General features: G+C 66.3%; 16 protein-coding genes and 1 tRNA gene. 9 read left to right on the top strand and 8 right to left on the bottom strand.

Features of this window, described 5'->3' with window-relative positions; genetic code table 11:
• Positions 1-27: 27 nt before the first annotated feature.
• From ALVIN_RS13855 to ALVIN_RS13845, 3 genes are read right to left on the bottom strand one after another with little or no spacing between them, the layout of a single operon-like run.
• Entirely contained in the window at positions 28-1,107 is a 1,080-nt protein-coding gene (locus ALVIN_RS13855) for an ATP-binding protein (RefSeq protein ID WP_012971951.1), read from the bottom strand.
• Complete coding sequence (locus ALVIN_RS13850) at positions 1,104-2,672, bottom strand: DUF5691 domain-containing protein (protein ID WP_012971950.1); 1,569 nt, start codon at positions 2,670-2,672, stop codon at positions 1,104-1,106. The genes ALVIN_RS13855 and ALVIN_RS13850 overlap by 4 nt, the downstream gene beginning before the upstream one ends.
• Complete coding sequence (locus ALVIN_RS13845; protein WP_012971949.1) at positions 2,672-4,021, bottom strand: SWIM zinc finger family protein; 1,350 nt, start codon at positions 4,019-4,021, stop codon at positions 2,672-2,674. The genes ALVIN_RS13850 and ALVIN_RS13845 overlap by 1 nt, the downstream gene beginning before the upstream one ends.
• Before the next feature lie 145 nt (positions 4,022-4,166).
• Between ALVIN_RS13845 and mazG the strand changes: the two genes are divergently transcribed.
• The 3 genes from mazG to hcp all read left to right on the top strand — a co-directional run bounded on the left by mazG (position 4,167) and on the right by hcp (position 9,643).
• Entirely contained in the window at positions 4,167-4,973 is an 807-nt protein-coding gene (gene mazG / locus ALVIN_RS13840) for a nucleoside triphosphate pyrophosphohydrolase (protein ID WP_012971948.1), read from the top strand.
• Between the two features lie 15 nt (positions 4,974-4,988).
• A complete protein-coding gene (uvrA, locus tag ALVIN_RS13835) occupies positions 4,989-7,823 on the top strand; it encodes an excinuclease ABC subunit UvrA (protein ID WP_012971947.1) in 2,835 nt (944 codons plus the stop codon).
• 191 nt (positions 7,824-8,014) lie between these two features.
• A complete protein-coding gene (gene hcp / locus ALVIN_RS13830) occupies positions 8,015-9,643 on the top strand; it encodes a hydroxylamine reductase (protein WP_012971946.1) in 1,629 nt (542 codons plus the stop codon).
• Between the two features lie 174 nt (positions 9,644-9,817).
• Here hcp and ALVIN_RS13825 read toward each other — a convergent pair whose 3' ends face one another.
• The 3 genes from ALVIN_RS13825 to ALVIN_RS13815 all read right to left on the bottom strand — a co-directional run bounded on the left by ALVIN_RS13825 (position 9,818) and on the right by ALVIN_RS13815 (position 12,094).
• On the bottom strand, positions 9,818-10,102 hold the full coding sequence (locus ALVIN_RS13825) for an RNA recognition motif domain-containing protein (RefSeq protein WP_012971945.1): 285 nt from the start codon (positions 10,100-10,102) through the stop codon (positions 9,818-9,820).
• Between the two features lie 128 nt (positions 10,103-10,230).
• On the bottom strand, positions 10,231-11,547 hold the full coding sequence (locus ALVIN_RS13820; RefSeq protein WP_012971944.1) for a DEAD/DEAH box helicase: 1,317 nt from the start codon (positions 11,545-11,547) through the stop codon (positions 10,231-10,233).
• 196 nt (positions 11,548-11,743) lie between these two features.
• A complete protein-coding gene (locus ALVIN_RS13815) occupies positions 11,744-12,094 on the bottom strand; it encodes a hydrogenase maturation nickel metallochaperone HypA/HybF (protein WP_012971943.1) in 351 nt (116 codons plus the stop codon).
• A 285-nt stretch (positions 12,095-12,379) separates the two neighbouring features.
• Between ALVIN_RS13815 and ALVIN_RS13810 the strand changes: the two genes are divergently transcribed.
• Positions 12,380-12,844, top strand: a complete 465-nt coding sequence (locus tag ALVIN_RS13810) for a c-type cytochrome (protein ID WP_012971942.1) — start codon at positions 12,380-12,382, stop codon at positions 12,842-12,844.
• A gap of 141 nt (positions 12,845-12,985) precedes the next feature.
• On the opposite strand, the gene ALVIN_RS13805 is transcribed toward ALVIN_RS13810, so the two are convergent.
• On the bottom strand, positions 12,986-13,684 hold the full coding sequence (locus tag ALVIN_RS13805) for a cytochrome b/b6 domain-containing protein (protein ID WP_317623696.1): 699 nt from the start codon (positions 13,682-13,684) through the stop codon (positions 12,986-12,988).
• A 17-nt stretch (positions 13,685-13,701) separates the two neighbouring features.
• Here ALVIN_RS13805 and queC point away from each other — a divergent pair, with 17 nt between their 5' ends.
• The 5 genes from queC to pufA all read left to right on the top strand — a co-directional run bounded on the left by queC (position 13,702) and on the right by pufA (position 16,796).
• Positions 13,702-14,475, top strand: coding sequence for a 7-cyano-7-deazaguanine synthase QueC (gene queC / locus ALVIN_RS13800; RefSeq protein WP_148217522.1), 774 nt, complete (start codon positions 13,702-13,704; stop codon positions 14,473-14,475).
• A complete protein-coding gene (locus ALVIN_RS13795; protein WP_012971939.1) occupies positions 14,472-15,566 on the top strand; it encodes a 6-carboxytetrahydropterin synthase in 1,095 nt (364 codons plus the stop codon). Before queC ends, ALVIN_RS13795 begins: the two co-directional genes overlap by 4 nt.
• Entirely contained in the window at positions 15,563-16,210 is a 648-nt protein-coding gene (gene queE / locus ALVIN_RS13790; protein ID WP_012971938.1) for a 7-carboxy-7-deazaguanine synthase, read from the top strand. The genes ALVIN_RS13795 and queE overlap by 4 nt, the downstream gene beginning before the upstream one ends.
• A 259-nt stretch (positions 16,211-16,469) precedes the next feature.
• On the top strand, positions 16,470-16,604 hold the full coding sequence (gene pufB / locus ALVIN_RS13785) for a light-harvesting antenna LH1, beta subunit (protein ID WP_043796339.1): 135 nt from the start codon (positions 16,470-16,472) through the stop codon (positions 16,602-16,604).
• Positions 16,605-16,637: 33 nt separating this feature from the next.
• Positions 16,638-16,796 (top strand): light-harvesting antenna LH1, alpha subunit, encoded by a 159-nt coding sequence (gene pufA / locus ALVIN_RS17230; RefSeq protein WP_012971936.1) that lies wholly within the window; start codon positions 16,638-16,640, stop codon positions 16,794-16,796.
• Between the two features lie 192 nt (positions 16,797-16,988).
• Here pufA and ALVIN_RS13780 read toward each other — a convergent pair.
• A tRNA-Glu gene (locus tag ALVIN_RS13780) sits at positions 16,989-17,063 on the bottom strand.
• Between the last annotated feature and the right edge of the window lie 97 nt (positions 17,064-17,160).

Raw genomic sequence — 17,160 nt, 5'->3', positions numbered from 1 at the left:
GGCTCCCCCGCTGTGGGCGCGGCGCGCTCAGTCGTGGTCGCGGCAGGCGCGATAGAGATCCTTCCAGTCGCCGCGTTCCTTGATCACGGTCTCCTGGTACTCGCGCCAGACCAGCGCATCCTGCACCGGATCCTTGACGATGGCGCCGATCAGGCTCGAAGCGATGTCGCCGGCGCGCATCACCCCGTCGCCGAAGTGCGCGGCGAGCGCCACGCCGTTGTTGATGACCGAGATGGCCTCGGCGGTGCTGAGCGTGGCGCTCGGGGCCTTGAGCTTGGTCTTGCCGTCCTCGGTCTGACCGTTGCGCAACTCGCGGAAGATGCGCACCACACGCTGCACCTCCTTCAAGGCGGGCGGCTCGGCGGGCAGATCGAGCGCGCGTCCGAGCTCGGCCACGCGCTTGCTGACGATGGCCACCTCTTCGTCCGCGCTGGACGGCAGCGGCAGCACCACGGTGTTGAAGCGGCGCTTGAGGGCGCTGGAGAGTTCGTTGATGCCCTTGTCGCGGTTGTTGGCGGTGGCGATGGCGTTGAAGCCGCGCACGGCCTGGATCTCGGTGCCCAGCTCGGGCACGGGCAGCGACTTCTCCGAGAGCAGGGTGATCAGCGTGTCCTGGACATCGGCCGGGATGCGCGTCAGTTCCTCGACACGGGCGATCTTGCCCTGTTCCATGGCGCGCATCAGCGGGCTTTGTACCAGGGCCTGGGTCGAGGGGCCTTTCGACAGCAGTTCGGCATAGTTCCAGCCGTAGCGCAGTTGTTCCTCGCTGGTGCCGGCGGTGCCCTGGATGAGCAGGGTCGAGTCGCCGCAGACAGCGGCGGCCAGATGCTCCGAGACCCAGGACTTGGCCGTCCCCGGCACCCCGAACAGCAGCAGGGCGCGATCGGTGGTCAGGGTGGCGATTGCGGTCTCGATCAGCCGCCGGCTGCCGATGTACTTGGGACTGACCTCGAAGCCGTTGTCGAGCCGTCCGCCGAGCAGATAGGTCGCCACCGCCCAGGGCGACATGGCCCAGTTGGGCGGACGCTGGCGGTTGTCGCTCTGCTTGAGTGCGTCGAGTTCCTCGGCGAAGGACTGTTCGGCGTGCTGGCGCAGGATCTGATTCATGCGGATCGCCCTGTCTGAAGAAGATGGTGGTTGAGGATCTGGCGTTGCCGAACGATGGCCAGAATTTGGGCCTGGGTCTCGGTCGCGGCGGGCGAGTCCAGGCTCTCGCGCGGCCAGCCGTCGGCGGCTTCGTCGAGCAGTGCGTCCGGCAGACAGGCGATGAAGCCGGGAAGGGCGCGGCGCAGGCTGTAGTCCTGGACCAGACGGCCGGCACCGCCCTGACGATAGAGCCGATCGAGCAGACGCCGCGCGCCGGGCACGGACAGGCCGGGCAGACCCTCGCGCATCAGTCCCTGGGTGAAGCGGGTCAGCAGCAGACCCAGGGACAGGCCACGGGGCGGACGCTCGATCAGGGCCAGCCAGTAGGTTTCGCGCTCGGCGGCCGGGAGCCGGTCGACGAGGTCCAGCGGATCGAGCGCCAGTCCCTCGACCGGCAGCCGGTTCAGGATCGCCTCGGTCCAGTCGAGCGCCGGGGTGCGGGCGAGCGCCTCGCTCCAGGCCCGCAGCAGGGCGAGTTCCCAATCGGTGCTCTTGGCCCAGCGCACGCAGCCGGCCGGGTCCAGTCCGGTCTGGCCGGTCCACCAGCCGAGCGGCAGAGCGCGCGCCAGTTGGTAGAGCCACCAAGCGCGCTGGCCGAGTCGCTCGCCCTTGGGAGGCGTCTCCTCGATGGCATCCAGCGTCCAGTCCGGCTCGAAGGCGGCGGGCGGCTCGATCGTCAGCACCTGTCGCAGGCGCTTGCGCGTCTGGCCGAGACAGGCGCCGACGCGCTCGGTCAGACGGGCGACATAGCGACTGTCGGGCAGGCGGGCGAGCAGGGTGCCGGCCTGTCGGCGCACCTCCTTGCTCCGGTCCTGTAGACAGGTCTCCAGAACGTCCTGGTCCTCCAGGCTCAGGCCGGTCTCCAGCTCAGCGAGCAGTCGGGTGCGTCCGCGCGCGTCGGTTTCACCCAGGGTTTGGGCCAGTCGCTCGCGCGCTTCGGCTGGGTCGCGGCGACGCTGGGCCGCCAGGAACCGACACCGCTGGTCCAGCGTGCCGCTGTCCCACCAGTCGGGGGCGGGCGGCGTCTCGTCCAGCGTGAGGGCGGGCGACCACTCCGGATGGAGGTGCGCCAGCCAGCGTCCGCGCTCGCCGACCACAGGCGGCAGCCAGGGACGCAGATCGGTCTGTTGGACCGCGAGCGTCAGAGCGCGCGGCAGGAGTCGCGGCGGCAGGAGGTAGCCGGCGGCGTCGAGCTGACGCAGGGCCAGGACGCGCAGCGGGTCCGGTCCCTCGTCCAGGATGGTGCCTAGCGTCGTCACCAGTTCGGGTTCCGCCGCCACGGGGCGCGCGTCCTCGGGGCAGGGCGGGGGTTGTGGTCGATCCGTCGGCGGCGGCCGGAAACCGGCGGTCGAGCAGACGGCGAGCACGCCGGCCAGACGCAGCGCGCTCGTTTCGGTCGAGGCGGCCGCGTCGGCCTGGATCCGGGTGGACAGACGACCGAGTTCGCCGTCCGCGCTCGGCCATTCGGGCGCGCGCCGGTCGGTGCCGATGAGGAGTTGGGTGGCCAGTTGGTCGAGCGGTGACATCAGCGGTCGCTCCGGGCGGTGTCGGCGGTCCAGATCAGCTCCGGAGTCCAGGCACTGAGCGGGCGCAGCGACTCGCCATCCCATTCGCCGAACAGGGTGACCGGAGAACCGCCGGCGGCCGCGACGAGCGACCAGGCCGCGTCCGTGTCGAGTTGCAGACGCAGCGTCGTGGACTCGCCGACGTACAGCCGCCAGTCGTCGACCGTGTCGGGCTGCGGGACGCCTGAGAGGCCCAATGCGCGAACGGCTGGCCAGGGATTGGCGGCGATCTGGTCGGCCAGCCGCTCCAGCGCGTCTGCGAGCGGGACGGGCAGCCGGGACGCAGCCTCCGGGAGACGGCGCAGCGAATCGACGAACAGCGCGCGCATGGGCGCGGCACTGGGGTAGAAGGCGAGGGTCGCGGCCAGCGTGTCACCGACCGTCAGCATTGGCTCGAAGCTCGCTTGACCGTGGCTGTAGTCCAGCACCAGTGCCGGGCGGTCGCTGGTTCGGCCCTGGAGCCAGACGCGGCGCATCACCAGCCGCTCGTCCTCGGCGATGTGAACGCCCAGCACCTGCCAGTCGTCACTGAGGCGCTCGCCTGTCTCCAGCACGACGGCCTTGTCCAGGGCCAGACCCAGGGCCGCGCGCAGATCGGCCTGCTCGCCGGCCGGCAGGCTGTCCAGGCGTCGGGCGCCGTCGATCAGCAGTTGAAGCCGGCCGAGTTCGGCCAGCAGTCGACTCGGCCAGTGCTCGCCGCGACCGACCAGCGCGCCCGCGCGTCTCAGCCGCTCCGCCAGTCCCGGAAGCTGGGCGTCGACCAGACGCGCGGCCATGGCGGTCCAGATCTCTGATTGACCCTGGAGCTGGGCCAGCCCCTGACGCAGCCGATCGGCCAGCCAGGCTTCCAGCTCGCCGAGACCCTCCGTCAGACGTCGTTGACGCTCGGCCTCGCGGCGCGCGGCGGCCCGGGGATCGGACGGCGCTGAGCCGGCACTCGCGGCCGACTCCTGGCGTTTCGTCTGGCGTTCACTGCGCTGGGCGCGCGAGGCCAGCCACTCGCCGACCCAGTCGGGCGGATCGGTGTGCGTGAAGCGATCGGGATGTTGCAGATACAGCAGACCGAGCGCCAGACCATGCTTGCAGGGGAATTTGCGGCTCGGGCAGCTACAGCGGAAGGCCGGACCGGAGAGATCGATCTGCGTCTGATAGGGTTTGGAGCCGCTGCCCTGGCACTCGCCCCAGACCGCCGTCTCGTCATAGCCGAGCCGGGGCCATTTGGCCGGGATGACCAGTCCCTTGGCCGCCTTGACGGACGCGGCGTCCGGGGCCAGCCGCAGGAGTTCGTCGGCGCTCGGAATCAGTGACATGCGCGGCAATCACCCCAGGTTGTGCGTCGCCGGCCTTGGCGGGCGAGGGTCGGGAGAATCAGCTCATCGCACCAAGCTTAACCGAGTTCGGTACGCTGTGATACCGTCTCCCGACCGTCAAGCGTTTCCATCACCACGGGTTGCCATGACCGACACCCCACCGATCGACCGACTCATCGCCATCATGGCGCGCCTGCGCGATCCCGAGGACGGCTGTCCCTGGGATCTGGAGCAGACCTTCCGCACCATCCTGCCCTATACGCTGGAGGAGGCCTACGAGGTCGCCGAGGCGATCGAGCACGAGGACATGGCGGCTTTGCGCGATGAACTCGGCGACCTGTTGCTCCAGGTCGTCTTCCATGCGCGCATGGCCGAGGAGGGCGGACATTTCGCCTTCGCCGACGTGGTCGCGGCGATCTGCGACAAGCTGATCCGGCGCCATCCGCATGTCTTCGGCGCGGCCGAACTGGCGGATACGGCGGCCATCCGGGTCCGCTGGGAACAGATCAAGGCTGCCGAGCGCGCGGGCGCCGAGAGCGGGGAGTCGAACGGAATCCTGGCCGGCGTCGCGCGCGCACTGCCGGCCCTGGTGCGTGCCGAGAAGCTCCAGCGTCGTGCCGCACGGGTCGGGTTCGATTGGGACGAAGTGTCGGCCGTCTTCGACAAAGTCGAGGAAGAACTCGCCGAGTGTCGCGCGACCCTGGCCGAGCACGCCGATCAGACCGAGCGCGTCCACGAAATCGGTGATCTGCTGTTCTCCTGCGTCAATCTGGCCCGTCATATGGGCGTGGACGCCGAACAGGCCTTGCGCGCCGCCAATCAGCGCTTCGAGCGTCGCTTCGCCCAGGTCGAGTGCGGGCTGCGCGACCAAGGGCTCGAACCGAGCCTGGAGACCCGCGAAGCGATGGAACGTCACTGGACACTGGCCAAGGCCGCCGAGCGTCAGGTCTGAGCACGGGGCTGTTTCATGCAAATGATCCGACTGCGCGGTGCGCGCACCCACAATCTCAAGAACATCGACCTGGATCTGCCGCGCGAGCGCCTGATCGTGCTGACCGGGCTGTCCGGCTCGGGCAAGTCCTCGCTCGCCTTCGACACCCTCTATGCCGAGGGACAGCGGCGCTATGTCGAGTCGCTGTCGGCCTATGCGCGTCAGTTTTTGTCGATGATGGAGAAGCCCGACATCGACCATGTCGAGGGGCTGTCCCCGGCGATCGCCATCGAGCAGAAGACCACCTCGCACAATCCGCGCTCCACCGTCGGCACCATCACCGAGATCCACGACTATCTGCGCCTGCTGTTCGCGCGCGTCGGTCAGCCGTGTTGCCCCACTCATGGCGAGCCGCTCGACGCCCAGACCATCAGCCAGATGGTCGACCGGGTGCTGGCGCTGCCCGAGGGCGAGAAGCTGATGCTGCTCGCGCCCGTGGTCGCGGCGCGCAAGGGCGAGTATCAGCGCCTGCTCGGTGAGCTGCACGCCCAGGGTTTCGTGCGCGCCCGCATCGATGGGCACTTGTATGAGCTGGACGCGCCGCCCGAGCTGGACCCGAAGAAGAAGCACGACATCGCGGTCGTCGTCGACCGCTTCCGGGTGCGCGCCGATCTGGCGCTGCGTCTGGCCGAATCGTTCGAGACCGCGCTCAACCTCTCCGGCGGCCTCGTCCAGGTCGGCTGGATTGATGAACCCGAGCGTCCCGAGCTGACCTTTTCGTCCAAATTCGCCTGTCCGCTCTGCGGCTACAGTCTGCCGGAGCTGGAGCCGCGTCTGTTCTCGTTCAACAATCCGGCCGGCGCCTGTCCGACCTGCGACGGGCTGGGCGTGGAGCCCTTCTTTGATCCCGGCAAGGTGGTGATGCATCCGGAACTGAGTCTGGCCGGCGGCGCGGTGCGCGGCTGGGATCGGCGCAACGCCTATTACTTCCAACTGATCCGCTCGCTCGGCGAGCATTATGGCTTCGATGTCGAGATCCCCTGGATCGAACTGCCCGAGCCGGTGCGCGCCGTGGTCCTCTACGGCAGCGGCGACGAGAAGATCCGGCTCAAGCTGCCGCACGCCAAGGGCAGTCCCAAGCCGCAGGTGTTCGAGGGCATCCTGCGCAACATGGAACGGCGCTATCGCGAGACCGAGTCCAACACGGTGCGCGAAGAGCTGGCGCGCTATCTCTCGCAGCGACCCTGTCCGGCCTGCCGGGGCACGCGCCTGAACGAAGCCGCGCGTCATGTGTTCATCGGCGGGCACAACCTGCCGGCGATCTCGGGCCTGCCGGTCGGCGAGTCGCTGCGTCTGTTCGAGACATTGGAACTGCCGGGCCAGCGTGGCGCGATCGGCGCCCCGGTCATCACCGAGATCGCCACCCGGTTGCGCTTCCTGGTCGACGTCGGACTCGACTATTTGACGCTCGAACGCAGCGCTGAGACGCTCTCGGGCGGTGAGGCCCAGCGCATCCGGCTCGCCAGCCAGATCGGGGCCGGGCTGGTCGGGGTCATGTACATCCTCGACGAACCCTCGATCGGACTGCACCAGCGCGACAATGCGCGGCTCCTGAAGACGCTCACCCATCTGCGCGACCTGGGCAACACCGTGATCGTGGTCGAGCACGACGAGGAGGCGATCCGCACCGCCGACTGGGTGGTGGATCTGGGACCGGGCGCCGGCGCGCATGGCGGCGAGATTGTCGCTCAGGGCACGGCGGATGAGATCGCCTCCAACCCGGCCTCATTGACCGGACGCTATCTGTCCGGCGAGCTGCGCATCGAGATCCCCGCCCGGCGCACGCCCAACGACCCCGCACGCCAGTTGCGCATCCTGGGGGCGAGCGGTCACAACCTGCGCGCGATCGATGTCTCGATCCCCGTCGGTACGCTCTGCTGCATCACCGGCGTCTCGGGCTCAGGCAAGTCGACCCTGATCAACGACACCCTGTTTCCGGTGGTCGCGCGTCACTTCAACGGCGCCAGCCTCACGCCCGCGCCACATACGGCCATCGAGGGACTGGAGCAGTTCGACAAGGTGGTCGACATCGATCAGAGTCCCATCGGCCGCACGCCGCGCTCCAATCCGGCGACCTACACCGGGCTGTTCAACCAGGTGCGCGACCTGTTCGCCGCCGTCCCCGAGGCACGCTCGCGCGGCTATGACGCCGGGCGCTTCAGCTTCAACGTCAAGGGCGGGCGTTGCGAGGCGTGCAAGGGCGACGGCGTGATCCGGGTCGAGATGCACTTCCTGCCCGACGTGCATGTGCAGTGCGAGGTCTGTCGCGGGCGGCGCTACAACCGCGAGACGCTGGAGATCCGCTACAAAGGCAAATCCATCGACGAGGTGCTGAATCTGACCGTCGAGGAGGCGCTCGACTTCTTCGCCCCGGTGCCGGTGATCGCGCGCAAGCTCCAGACGCTGATGGACGTGGGTCTGTCCTATGTCCAGCTCGGCCAGAGCGCGACCACGCTCTCGGGCGGCGAGGCGCAGCGCGTCAAGCTCAGCCGCGAACTCTCCAAGCGCGACACCGGGCGCACCCTCTACATCCTCGACGAGCCGACCACCGGGCTGCACTTCCACGACGTCAAGCATCTGCTCGAAGTGCTGCATCGACTGCGCGACCAGGGCAACACCGTGGTGGTGATCGAGCACAATCTCGACGTCATCAAGACCGCCGACTGGATCATCGATCTGGGGCCGGAGGGGGGCGACCGGGGCGGGCAGGTGGTCGCGGTCGGTACGCCCGAGACCATCGCCAGCGACGAGCGGTCCCATACCGGGCGCTTTCTGCGGCCACTGTTGGAGCGGTGGCTATCCAATTGTTAGGAGCGCATCTCTGACAGTCTGCGACAGGCTTTGGCCCTTGCCCCGTATCGTCTGGCGATCCAGGGGGGCTGTGCAGCATTGCCTCCTCCTGGCGCTCGCCGCTTGACTCACATCAAGTCGTCCGATGTCGCGAGATGACATGCTCGCGCCATCGAACGATCCTGTTGATCCGAAGCGAGAGCGAGTCTGCCATGAGTATGTTCTGTTTCCAGTGCGAAGAAGCATCCAAGGGTTTTGGCTGCACCACCAAGGGTGTCTGCGGCAAGCATTCCAAGACCGCCCATTTGCAGGATCTGCTGGTCTATCTGCTCAAGGGACTGGCGGTCGTCGCCGAGGACGCGGCCAGGCAGGGCACGCCCGATCCGGGTGTGGGGCGTTTCGTCGCCGAAGCGCTGTTCGTGACCATCACCAACGCCAATTTCGACGATGCGCGCCTGGAAGCGAGAATCCAGGCCATCATCGCCCGCCGCGATGCGCTCAAGGCCACCATTGGCTATTCCAGTGATCTGGATGCCGTCAACTGGACCGGCACCCCCGATCAATACGAGGCCAAGGCGCTGGTCGTCGGCGTGCTGTCGCAAACCAACGAGGACGTGCGCTCGTTGCATGAACTCCTGGTCTATGGTCTCAAAGGCATGGCCGCCTACGCCGATCATGCCGCCGTGCTCGGTTTCGAGAAGGCCGAGATCTATGACTTCATGGTTTCCGCCCTGGCCGCCAGCCTGACCGAATCCGACATCCAAGCGCTGATCGGCTGGGTGCTCAAGTGCGGCGAGTTCGGCGTGACCGCCATGGCGCTGCTCGACGAGGCCAATACCACGACCTACGGCCACCCCGAGATCACCACAGTCAATCTCGGTGTGCGCCACAATCCCGGCATCCTCATCTCGGGTCACGACCTCAAGGACATGGAGGAGCTGCTCAAGCAGACCGAGGGCACCGGCATCGACGTCTACACCCACAGCGAGATGCTGCCGGCGCACTACTATCCGGCGTTCAAGAAGTACGCGCACTTCGTCGGCAACTATGGCGGCGCCTGGTGGGAGCAGGACAAGGAGTTCGCGGCCTTCAACGGCCCGATCCTGATGACCACCAACTGCATCACCCCGGTCAAGGACAGCTATCGCGATCGGATCTTCACCACCGGACAGGCCGGCTGGCCGGGTGCCATGCACATCGCCGACCGTCCCGAGGGTGGGGTCAAGGACTTCTCGCCGCTGATCGAGCGCGCCAAGACCTGCGCGCCCCCGACCGAACTGGAGCAGGGCGAGATCGTCGGCGGCTTCGCCCATGCGCAGGTGATGGCGCTGGCCGACAAGGTGATCGACGCCGTCAAGTCCGGCGCCATCAAGCGCTTCGTCGTCATGGGCGGCTGCGACGGGCGTCACAAGCAGCGCTCCTATTACACCGATGTGGCCAAGGCGCTGCCCAAGGAGGCCGTGATCCTCACCGCCGGCTGTGCCAAGTATCGCTACAACAAGCTCGATCTCGGTGACATCGGCGGCATCCCGCGCCTGCTCGACGCCGGACAGTGCAACGACTCCTATTCGCTGGCCTATATCGCCTTGAAGCTCAAGGAGGCGTTCGGACTCGACGACATCAACGAGCTGCCGATCTCCTACGACATCGCCTGGTACGAACAGAAGGCGATCATCGTGCTGCTGGCGCTCTTGCATCTGGGCGTGAAGCACATCCGGCTCGGGCCGACCCTGCCGGCCTTCCTGTCGCCGAACGTCGCCAAGGTGCTGATCGAAAACTTCGACATCAAGCCGATCGGCGAGGTCGAGGCGGACGTGCGGGCGATGATGGCCGCCGCCTGAATATAGAGGGCACTGAACAGGCGAGTGAATCACGTGATTCACTCGCCGCACGCTTGTTTCGCCGATTGCAAACCAGCCAGGTATCAGACGCAAAAAAGCCGCACCCGCCGTCGGTCCAAGACCATCCGGCGAGTGCGGCTTTTTCAGTCGTCCAGCCTGAGCCGGACCCGGCTGTTACCAGCGCGAGCCACCGCCGCCGCTACGCGACGGACGATCGGAACGCGGCTTGGCCTGGTTGACGCGCAGAGGACGCCCCTTGAGCGGGGTCTCGTTCAGACCCTTGATGGCCGCGTCGGCCTCGGAATTGCTGGGCATTTCGACGAAAGCGAAGCCCTTGGAATCACCGGTGAACTTATCGGTGATCAGGTTCGCGCTCTCGACATTGCCGTAGGCACCGAAAGCCTCGCGCAGATCGTCTTGGGTCACGCTATAGGCCAGGTTGCCAACATAAATATTCATCAGTCTCGGTCTCTTGGGGAACTGCGCATCGATTAAAAGGAGCTCCGCTGCCGGCCGATGCGCCCGCCGGCTGGAGTGGTGGCGGTTCGGCCTGAGCCGTTCCGCGAAACTGTGTCCTCGAACCTACATCAAACCGTCGCGCGTGGGCGCGAGCTGCCGCCGCGTCCGCTCTTGCGGGCGTGACTGCGCGGATGCTGGGTCTGGGCGCGATTGCCGCTCTGCTCGCCGCGTCCGTCGGAACGTGGGCGGGCGTGATGCTTGCGCGGCGCCTGCGACTGACGCCGGGCATCGGCCTGGAGCGTCTCGTCGGTCGAGCCGCGCTCTTCGAAGCCGTCGATGCGCTGGACGTCGATGCGCCGTCCGAGCAGACGCTCGATACCGGCCAGCAGTCCGCGTTCGTCGGGGCTGATCAGCGACACGGCGGTGCCGTCCGAGCCGGCGCGTCCGGTGCGGCCGATACGGTGTACATAGTCTTCGGGTACGTTCGGCAACTCGAAGTTGACCACATGCGGCAGGCGGTCGATATCGAGTCCGCGCGCCGCGATGTCGGTCGCGACCAGGGCGCGCAGGGCGCCGCTCTTGAAATCAGCGAGCGCGCGGGTGCGGGCACCCTGGCTCTTGTTGCCGTGGATGGCGGCGGCGGTGATGCCGTCGCGTCCGAGCTGTTCGGCCAGCCGGTTGGCGCCGTGCTTGGTGCGGGTGAAGATCAGCACCTGTTGCCAGTCGCCCTGAAGGATCAGATGCGAAAGGAGCGAGCGCTTGGCTTCGCGCGCCACCGGATGGACCACCTGGGTCACGGTCTCGGCGGCGGTGTTGCGCGGAGCGACTTCGATGCGCAGCGGGTCGTGCAGCAGGCCGATGGCCAGTTGCTCGATCTCGCGTGAATAGGTGGCCGAGAACAGCAGATTCTGGCGCTTGGACGGCAGCAGCTTGAGCACGCGGCGGATGTCGTGGATGAAGCCCATGTCGAGCATGCGGTCGGCTTCGTCCAGGACGAAGAATTCGATCTTGGACAGGTCGACATGGCCCTGGCCGACGTGGTCGAGCAGCCGGCCCGGCGTGGCGACCAGGATGTCGACGCCGCGACGCAGCGCCGTGGTCTGGGGCACCATGCCGACGCCGCCGAAGATCTGGAGTGCGCGCAACGGCAGATGCTGACCATAGGTGCTGACGCTTTCGCCGACCTGGGCCGCGAGTTCGCGGGTTGGAGTCAGGACCAGGGCGCGCGGAGCACGCTGACGCTGGGTGGACTGACTCAGCAGATGCAGCATCGGCAGGGTGAAGGCAGCGGTCTTGCCGGTGCCGGTCTGGGCGGCGGCGAGTACGTCGCGGCGGGCCAGAACGGCGGGAATGGCTTTGGATTGGATCGGCGTGGGCTGAGTGTAGCCCTGCGCGGCGATCGCACGCAGCAGTTCGGCCGAGAGGCCGAGCGCGGAAAACGACATGAATGCTCCTGGGTCGGCCTACCCAGGAATACTCGTCTGGGCCGGTCTAGGCGTAGGGTACGTGAGAGTCGCGACGGGTGAGCCTTGGGCGGGAGATCAACCGAGAGACGGGCCGCGCCGACCGGATGGCGCGTGGTGTATGAGCTGCCACCATACGCGAATCCCCGGCGAATGCAACCGTTATTTTCGACGCCGTTCAATCGGGGATCGTGAGTTCGAGATTTTCGAGCAGCAGTTCGTCGCCACTGACCAGCCGGGTCTGGAAAGCACCGCAGGCTCCGCACAGCAGCCGGTTCGGCCGCGCCTCGGTCTCGGCGCCGCAGAGGCTGCACTGCACCCGGATCTCGGCCGGCTCGATGACGAGTTCGGCGTCTTCGGCAAGCGTGCCGGTGGCAGCGAGCGGATAGGCCTGTTGCAGCAGCATCGGCTCGACCCCGGCGAGCGGGCCGACTTTGAGCCGGATGCGATCGACACGGCTTGCGCCATGCTCGCGGGCGATGTTCGTCACCTGATCAATGAGCGCCTGACAGAGTGAGAGTTCGTGCATGTTTGGTTCGCTATCATCCTGGTTGCGGGCAGTCTAGACTGATGTCGCCCAGACGCCAACGCCTCGTCGTCAAACGCCGAATCTGGGGCGCGCGGCGGCGGGCCGATGGCCGGGTTGGAACTTTTGTGCGCCATCTGTGCCACACTGCGGACACCCTTGCCGGTTCTCGACTTGAACCATCCGGGTGTCGCCCCGATCTAAGCGCCTCCCGCGCTGCTTCGGAAGAATGGCGCCAGACTCAAGCTTTTCCATCCACATCCATCGACCAACAACGGAGATTGTCCGATGAAACACGTGTTAGCCAGCACCGCCGCCGGTCTCATGGCCCTTGGCCTCGCCAGCTCTGCCATCGCCGCCGGCCTCTCGCCCGAGGAGCAGATCGAGACCCGTCAGGCCGGCTACGAATTCATGGGCTGGAACATGGGCAAGATCAAGGCGAACCTGGAGGGCGAATACAACGCCGCTCAGGTCGAGGCCGCCGCCAACGTCATCGCCGCCATCGCCAACTCCGGCATGGGCGCGCTCTATGGTCCGGGCACCGACAAGAATGTCGGCGACGTGAAGACCCGCGTGAAGCCCGAGTTCTTCCAGAACATGGAAGACGTCGGCAAGATTGCGCGTGAGTTCGTCGGTGCGGCCAACACGCTGGCTGAAGTGGCCGCCACCGGTGAGGCCGAGGCGGTCAAGACCGCTTTCGGCGATGTCGGCGCCGCGTGCAAATCGTGCCACGAGAAGTATCGGGCCAAGTGATCCCGGGGCGATTTCCCGAAAAGAGTGGGACAGGCAGAGCGTAGCGATGCCGGCTTACTCGGTGGGGAATCGTCGTTAGAGATCCGCACCCGATCATGCAGAAGGCCGCCCAAGAAGAATCGGGCGGCCTTTTTGCGTTCGTCACCAATCCGGTACGCTTCCCGTCGGCGCGGGTGGCGGAGGCGACAGCAGTCCGCCATTGGCGATCCAGACCGCGCCGGCCGTGATGGCGAGCGCCAGCACGAACGCGAGCAGTCCACCACCCTTGGCCGAGTGCGCCATCGGCTCGCGGGTCATCTTGTAACCGGTGAGCATGGGCCGGATCAGGTTGTCACCACGCACCCAGGTATGGAAAAGTGTCGCCAGCACATGCAGGCCGACGAAGCCACCGATGATCCAGATGGCCTGACGGTGCAGACTGCTGAGCCAGACGCTCGTCTCGCTGGAGACCAGTGACTTGAGCGGCCCGGAGAAGGCGATGTCGTCGGTGGCGAAGAGCCCGGTCAGACTCTGGAACAGCATCAGCGCCAGCAGCACCATCACTGAGATCCCGCCCAGCGGATTGTGCCCCATGCCGTGCCAGCGTCCGCGCAGATAGACGAGCATGGTCTTGGGGCCGTGCACGAACTGGCTGAAGCGGGCATAGGTCGAACCGATGAAGCCCCAGACGAGACGAAAGATGATCAATCCGAAGATGGCCTGTCCGATCCAGCCATGCCAGTCGATCCAGCGTCCGCCCGTCAGCCCGGTCGCGAAGGCGGACACCACCAGCACCACCAGCAACCAGTGAAAGAGACGGGTCGGAAGATCCCAGAGTTTGATTCGATGTTCCTGCATCATTCCTATACCAGAGAGGGATGGGTGGCCAAAGTGTCGCCCAATCCGGCGGTCGACGCCAAGTGCGCGCGTGCTCCAGTGCGCGAGGTCGAGCGATGAAACCGGCGGTCGTCCTTCTGAGCGGCGGTCTGGATTCGACCACGGCGCTCGCCATCGCCCGCGCCGAGGGCTTCGTGCCGCACGCGCTCTCCTTCCGCTATGGTCAGCGTCACGCCGTCGAGCTGGAGGCCGCCGCGCGCGTGGCCGAATCCATGGGCGTGACCGAGCATGTGATCGCCGAGATCGATCTGCGCCGCTTCGGCGGCTCGGCCCTGACGGCGGATCTCGCGGTGCCCAAGGGGCGTGATCCACGCGAGATGGAGTCTGACATCCCGGTGACCTATGTGCCGGCGCGCAACACCGTCTTCCTCTCCTTCGCGCTCGCCTGGGCCGAGGTGCTGGAGGCGAGTGACATCTTCATCGGGGTCAATGCGCTCGACTATTCGGGCTATCCGGACTGCCGGCCCGAGTACATCGCCGCCTTCGAACAGCTGGCCAATCTGGCCACGGCCGCCGGTGTCGAGGGGCGTCAGCGCTATCGCATCCATGCTCCATTGATCGAGATGAGCAAGGCCGAGATCATCCGTACCGGGCTGGCGCTCGGGGTCGACTATGGTCTGACCAGCAGTTGCTATGATCCCGGTTCAGGCGGCCGGCCCTGCGGCGCCTGCGACTCCTGTCAGTTACGCGCCAAGGGCTTCGCCGAGGCCGGGGTCGCCGACCCGTTGCTCTCAGGTTTCGAGGTGAGCGCATGAATGCCCGGCTCTTCCATCTCGCCGCCGTCCCCTTCGAAGCGGCATGTCGGGTCGACATCCTGCCCGAGGGGCATCGCTGCCGGCGTCTGCATGGTCACAGTTTTCTGGCGCAGGTGCGTGCCGAGCTACCGTTGGGCTGGGCCGGTTTTCCTGGCGCCGAGAGTGACGACCTTCAGGCCGCGCTCGCATGCTGCGTCGAGCCGCTCGACTACCGTGATCTCAATGCGATCCTGCCGATCCCGACCGACGAGAATCTGGCACGTTGGGTGCGCGACCGGCTCGACGTGCCCGGTATCGCTTCCGTCGGTATCCAGAGCACGCGCGATCAGGGCGCGGATCTCGACGGCGCCGACCACGCTCATCTCTGGCGCCGCTTCCGCTTCGAGTCGGCCCATCGGTTGCCGAACGTGCCCGAAGGGCATCCCTGTGGGCGGATGCATGGACACGGATTCGAGGTCATCCTCCACGCCGATCAGGATCTCGGCGGACAGGACATGGGCATCGACTTCGACCGGCTCGCCGCGCTCTGGACGCCGCTGCACGATGAGCTGCATCAGGTCTGTCTCAACGACATCCCCGGTCTGGAGAATCCGACCAGCGAGCGGCTGTCGAGCTGGATCTGGTCGCGGCTCAAGCCCGAACTGCCGGCGCTGTCCTGGGTCACGGTCTACGAGACCGCGACCGCCGGCTGTCATTTCGACGGCGCCCACTATCGCATCTGGAAGGAACAGCGCTTCGAGGCCGCGTTGCGTCTGGAGCGGTCGCCCGAGGGCGACGCGCGGCGGCGCCTGCATGGACACAGCTATCTGCTGAGGCTGCACCTGACCGCGCCGCTGGATCAGGTGCTTGGCTGGACGGTCGACTATGGCGATGTCAAGCGCCTGTTCAAGCCGCTCTACGACCGGCTCGACCATCACCGACTCGACGCGCTCGACGGGCTGGAAGCGGCCGATCCGGGCAGCCTGATCCGCTGGATCCGCGAGCGCATCCAAGACGATCTCCCCGAACTCGACCGCATCGATCTGCAACCGACGCCCGGTTGCGGCGCCTCGCTGTGCTGGGGCGAGCTGGGTCCGGCGCTGCCGACATGAGCTACTGGGTCAAGGAAAGCTTTTACACCCTGCAAGGGGAGGGCGCTCAGGCCGGGCGCGCGGCGGTGTTCTGCCGCTTCAGCGGCTGTAACCTCTGGTCGGGGCGTGAGCAGGACCGCGACCGCGCCATCTGCCGTTTCTGCGACACCGACTTTCGCGGTACTGACGGGGAGGGTGGCGGACGGTATCGCGATGCCGACGTGCTGGCCGAGCACCTCCGCGCCCTCTGGCCGACCGGAGCCGGCGCCGATGCGAGCGATCGGCCCTATGTCGTCTGCACCGGCGGCGAGCCGCTGCTGCAACTCGACGCCCCGCTGATCGACGCGCTGCACGGGAGCGGCTTCGAGGTCGCGGTCGAGACCAACGGCACCCGCCCGGCACCGCCGGGTCTCGACTGGATCTGTGTCAGCCCCAAGGCGGGGGCAACCACAGTATTGATCGAGGGCGACGAACTCAAGCTGATCTACCCGCAGCCCGGTCTGGAACCCGAGCGGTTCGAGGGGCTGGGCTTCCGGCACTTCTTCCTGCAACCCATGGATGGGCCGCAAAGCAACGCGAATACTCGTCTGGCAGTCGACTACTGCAAGGCCCGTCCGCGCTGGCGTCTGAGTCTCCAGACACACAAATGGCTGGGTATCCCCTGAGAAGATTTTTGTAAATTCCTGTTGACATTGCTCGGTGTCAAGCTAAGATGACACCTGCCGCGCAGCGGAACGTCTCGAAGCCAAGCAGCAGCGATTCGAGCGAGGCCGCGCAGACAGTATTCGCGCCTCCATCCGCGCGTCACGAAGGCGGTAGTATTCGATTTCCTTCGGAGTCATCAACTCAGTGGCTGAACAGAAAAAACCGGCTGCCCAAACCAAGGGCGGCGGCAACGCCAAACCCACAATGGAGACCAAGTCCATGGCAAGTCTTTCCGGTCTTACCGATCAGCAGGCCAAAGAATTCCACGAGCAGTTCAAAGTGACCTACACCGCGTTCGTCGGTCTGGCCGCTCTGGCTCACCTGTTCGTCATCGCCGCCAATCCTTGGTGGTAAAACGGTCTTAACCTTCTTTGAGAGGTCAATGCAATGAGCAACGTCGCAAAGCCGCGTAACCCCGAAGACGATTGGAAGATCTGGCTGGTCGTGAACCCGGCTACCTGGCTGATGCCCATCTTCTACGCCCTGCTGCTCCTGGCCATCGCCGTCCACGCGGTCGTCTTCTCGGTCGGTCTCGGCTGGCAGTAAGACCTCCCGCGTCTCGATCGCCCATTCGCTCCGGCGGATCCGCCGGTCGAGAGCAGGTCCGAACGGCACTGATAGCCTTGGCTATCGGTGCCGTTTTCGTTTGTGCCGAGGCGACGTCTGCATTGCGGCCTGGAGATTTTCCGGGCATGAAAAAAGGGCCTGGATTTTCATCCAAGCCCTTGATTCTGAATTTGGCGCTCTCTAGGGGATTCGAACCCCTGTTACCGGCGTGAGAGGCCAGCGTCCTAACCACTAGACGAAGAGAGCGGTACATCGTTCAAGAATGGCGTATTATACGCAGCTCGCCGCGTTAGACAAGCGGCTTTTGAACGATCGATGACAAGGACCATCCACGAAGACATCC

Source organism: Allochromatium vinosum DSM 180 (assembly GCF_000025485.1).
Classification (GTDB): domain Bacteria; phylum Pseudomonadota; class Gammaproteobacteria; order Chromatiales; family Chromatiaceae; genus Thermochromatium; species Thermochromatium vinosum.
This window is presented reverse-complemented; position numbering and strand designations above follow the sequence as displayed.